Annotated in this window: 4 protein-coding genes; 2 read left to right on the forward strand and 2 right to left on the reverse strand. The window is 70.4% G+C overall.

The features are described 5' to 3' along the window. Positions 1–72: 72 nt before the first annotated feature. A complete protein-coding gene (locus D7W79_RS40430; protein ID WP_120530529.1) occupies positions 73–408 on the forward strand; it encodes a (2Fe-2S) ferredoxin domain-containing protein in 336 nt (111 codons plus the stop codon). Positions 409–463: 55 nt separating this feature from the next. Here D7W79_RS40430 and D7W79_RS40435 read toward each other — a convergent pair whose 3' ends face one another. Both D7W79_RS40435 and D7W79_RS40440 read right to left on the reverse strand, forming a co-directional pair. Further along, complete coding sequence (locus D7W79_RS40435; RefSeq protein WP_120530530.1) at positions 464–1,177, reverse strand: Bax inhibitor-1/YccA family protein; 714 nt, start codon at positions 1,175–1,177, stop codon at positions 464–466. A 72-nt stretch (positions 1,178–1,249) separates the two neighbouring features. After that, positions 1,250–2,707: a hypothetical protein gene (locus D7W79_RS40440; RefSeq protein WP_439099276.1), complete on the reverse strand. Its 1,458-nt coding sequence runs from the start codon at positions 2,705–2,707 to the stop codon at positions 1,250–1,252. 181 nt (positions 2,708–2,888) lie between these two features. Between D7W79_RS40440 and D7W79_RS40445 the strand changes: the two genes are divergently transcribed. Then, positions 2,889–3,326 (forward strand): hypothetical protein, encoded by a 438-nt coding sequence (locus tag D7W79_RS40445; RefSeq protein ID WP_167497800.1) that lies wholly within the window; start codon positions 2,889–2,891, stop codon positions 3,324–3,326. Positions 3,327–3,355: the final 29 nt, after the last annotated feature.

A 3,355-nucleotide genomic window follows, 5' to 3' on the forward strand; every position in this document is an offset into this window, starting at 1 on the left:
GGGCGGGCCTGGACGGTCGCCTGCTGAACGGCGGCATCGATTTCGACGCTCGGCCGCGTTAGGAGGCGAACCATGCCGCCTCCCTTCGAACGCCACGTCTTCGTCTGCACCAACCGCCGCCCGGATGGACACCCCAAGGGGTGCTGCGCCACCAAGGGTGGGGAGGAGGTGCGGGCCGCCTTCAAGGAGGAGCTCGACAAGCGCGGGCTCAAGCGCAGCATGCGCGCCAACGCGGCGGGCTGCGTGGACACGTGCGCGTTCGGCGTCTCCGTGGTCGTCTACCCGGAAGGCACCTGGTACGGCGGCGTGAAGGTGGAGGACGTGCCCACCATCGTGGAGGAGCACCTGGTGCAGGGCCGCCCCGTGGAGCGGCTCTTGATGCCCTTCAACAAGAAGGCGGAGCGCTGAAGGCGGTTTCCCGCCTCGCGCCCCGCCTTTGGGGAACCGGACCTGGACGTGTGGACTAGCGGCGCTTGCCCAGCAGGCGCAGCAGCGACAGGAACAGGTTGATGAAGTCCAGGTAGAGGGTGAGCGCGCCCACGATGCTGACCGTGGCCGCGCTGTTGAAGCCCGTCCCCGCGTGGTACTCGCGCAGCTTCTGCACGTCGTAGGCGGTGAGGCCCGCGAACACGAGCACGCCCGCGCACGCGGCCACGAAGGACACGGCGCTGCTCTGGACGAAGAAGTTCACCACGCCCGCGATGAGGATGCCGACGAGGCCCATGAAGAGGAACGTGCCCCAGCTGCGCAGGTCCTTCTTCGTGACGGTGCCGTAGACGGCCATCGCGCCGTAGGTCGCTGACGTGATGAAGAACACCTGGGCGATGGAGCCCGCGGTGTAGATGAGGAAGATCACCGACAGCGTCACGCCCGTCAGCGCCGCGTAGCCCAGGAACATCGCCGCGGCCACCGGGCCGGACAGCCGGGGCGCCAGGATGGAAAGCCCGAACACCACGCCCAGCTCCACCAGGAACAGGGCCATCCGGTTCTGCACCGCCACGCGCAGCAGCGCCTCGTTGGCCAGCGTCACCATGGCCATCACGCCGGTGAGCGCCAGGCCCGCGAACATCCAGCCGTGCACGCGCGACATGAACGCGCGCTGCGACTCCTGCACCAGGACGTCATCGACCTCGGCCGCCTGCCCGCCCTGCCAGCCACCTGAAGATTCCCACGCCATGTGTTCCGTTTCCTTTCGGGCCAGGGCTACCGCGCCCCGGCCTCTTTCTAACGAGGACCCCTGGAGGACGCCTTAAAGGGCCTTCCAGGCCAGCAAAAGCTTCGAAGCGACTTCCGTCGTGATGAGCGGCAGCACACCACCGCCGCCCACGATGTTGACGATCTCCGACATGGACCCACGGCACACCCCGCCCCACGCGGGCTGCTTCGCGAGCCCCACGGAGGCATACGCCGAGTAGTCCACGAAGAACGACGTGGGCAGCACCTGGTTCGTCCCGCACAGCAGGTGCTCCTCCGGCTGCGTGTCCACCACCTCCTGCACCACGTAGCCGCCGCCCTGGGGATCCGTGGCGGCGCGCTCGCACAGCTCGGCCCACGTCTTGGACTCGCCGAAGGCGCCCTTGACGCGCTCTTCATAGGGCACGGTGCCCACGGAGCGGCCCAGGAAGACGGCCTTGCCGCCGTAGTCCCACGCGCGCTTGAGCACGAAGCGCGCGGGCTCCTCGGCCACGCGCGCCACGATGTCGTCCACCGGCGCGCCGTCGGGGCCCACGCCGGGCCCGTGGCGGAAGGGGCGCGTCCACGGCACCGCGGCGCGCACCGCCTCCAGCTCCTCGGGCGTGAGGCCCGCGGTCCGCGCGAGCGCCGCGTCCGTCACCGCCTGCGACAAGAGCGCGAACGTCGTCTTCACCTCCACCTGCGAGGCGGGCGGGTTGAGGAACACGGCCTTCTTCCCGGGAACGACGCCCAGGAAGTCCTCCACCCACGGCGCGGGGTTCTGCTCCAGCCGGCGCACGAAGAGGTGGCGGTAGACCAGGTCGTACTTCTTGCCGTTCACCGTGAAGGCGTCGTCCCCGGACACGTCCTCCGGGTGCACGATGTCCGCGTCCGCGCCGAACTCGCGGAAGCGCTCGCACAGCCAGCGCAGCTCCGTCACCTGCGCGTCGTTCTTGCGGCACAGGAGCGCCACCGTGTCCGGCATCTTCCCGTCGCGCTCGGCCGCGTAGCCGTCCAGCAGCGCGCGGTAGAGCGCCAGCGCGTTGTTGCCGTTGAGCGTGAGCAGCGACGCGAGCGCCTTCTCCGGGTAGCGCACGTGCCGCGCCACGACCTCGATGAAGGTGCGCGCCGCGATGTCCGAATAGCCCTGCATGGCCGGGATGGTGGCGTTCACCTCCAGCGCCCAGGGCCGGCCTCCGGACACGAAGTAGTCCACGCGCGTGGTGACGAGCTTGCGGCTCGCCTCCCAGGTGGCCTGCGCCAGACGTCGCTCCAGCGGCGACAGCGCGCCCAGCAGGACTTCCGCGTCCGGGCCGCCCAGCATGGCGCGCGCCATCTTCATCGTGGCGGAGGCCAGCTTCGCGGACAGCAGCGCGCGGCGCTTGATCTCCTCCGCGTCCAGGATGACCGGCGTGGCGGTGATGGGGATGGGCTGGGTGCTGCCATCCGGCTTCGTCACCGCGAGGCCGCGCTGGTAGGCGGTCTTCGCCAGCTCCGGTCCGAAATAGTGTGCCTGCCTGCGCAGGACATCCATGAGCTCGTGCACGCGCGGAACCTACGACCCCAGGGGCTCGTGGGTCCACAACCCGCGACCCGCGTCGGTGTTCCCCGGGCCCGCCACCTCGCCCTGCGGCCCGGGTCCTCTCCCTCCCGGCTTGCACCGGGGCGGCGAGGTCGCTTAAAACAACTCAGTTGCTTTACGAGACCGAGTGGACGTGAGCCGCCTCCGAAGCCACCCCAGTACGCCCCGCTCCCTGCCGCGCCTCCTGGCGCTGCCGTGGGTGCTCGTGTGCGTGCTGGTGTACGTGGGCAGCGTGCTCCACTTCGCGCTCGTGCAGCACACCACGTGCCTGGAGCACGGGGACGTGATGCACGTGAGCGAGGCCTCGCACGCCGGGCCGTTGGAGGAGGAGCTCTCCTTCGACGATGCGCGCGTGGCGAGAGCGCCGGTGTCGAAGGCCGCGCCCCACGGCGCGGAGGCCCACTGTCACCACGCCTTCTTCCGCCGTGAGGCTCCGCCTCCGGCCGGATCCGCGCCCGTCATGGCCGCGGTCTCCACGCGCTCCAGCCCTGCGCTGGCGGTGTTCCGCTTCCATGCGGCACCCGTCGCGCTGCTGAGGCTCGCGCCCAAGTCGTCGCCGCCGCGCGCCTGATCTCCGCCGTCGAAGCCCGCCCTCCCGGC

Origin of the sequence: Corallococcus exercitus (assembly GCF_003611585.1) — a bacterium.
Classification (GTDB): domain Bacteria; phylum Myxococcota; class Myxococcia; order Myxococcales; family Myxococcaceae; genus Corallococcus; species Corallococcus exercitus.

What these genes read in the sequence shown, in the direction of transcription:
- D7W79_RS40440 (WP_439099276.1), bottom strand. Translation starts at nt 2,707, where the DNA reads ATGGATGTCCTGCGCAGGCAGGCACACTATTTCGGACCGGAGCTGGCG.
- D7W79_RS40435 (WP_120530530.1), bottom strand. Translation starts at nt 1,177, where the DNA reads ATGGCGTGGGAATCTTCAGGTGGCTGGCAGGGCGGGCAGGCGGCCGAG.
- D7W79_RS40430 (WP_120530529.1), top strand. Translation starts at nt 73, where the DNA reads ATGCCGCCTCCCTTCGAACGCCACGTCTTCGTCTGCACCAACCGCCGC.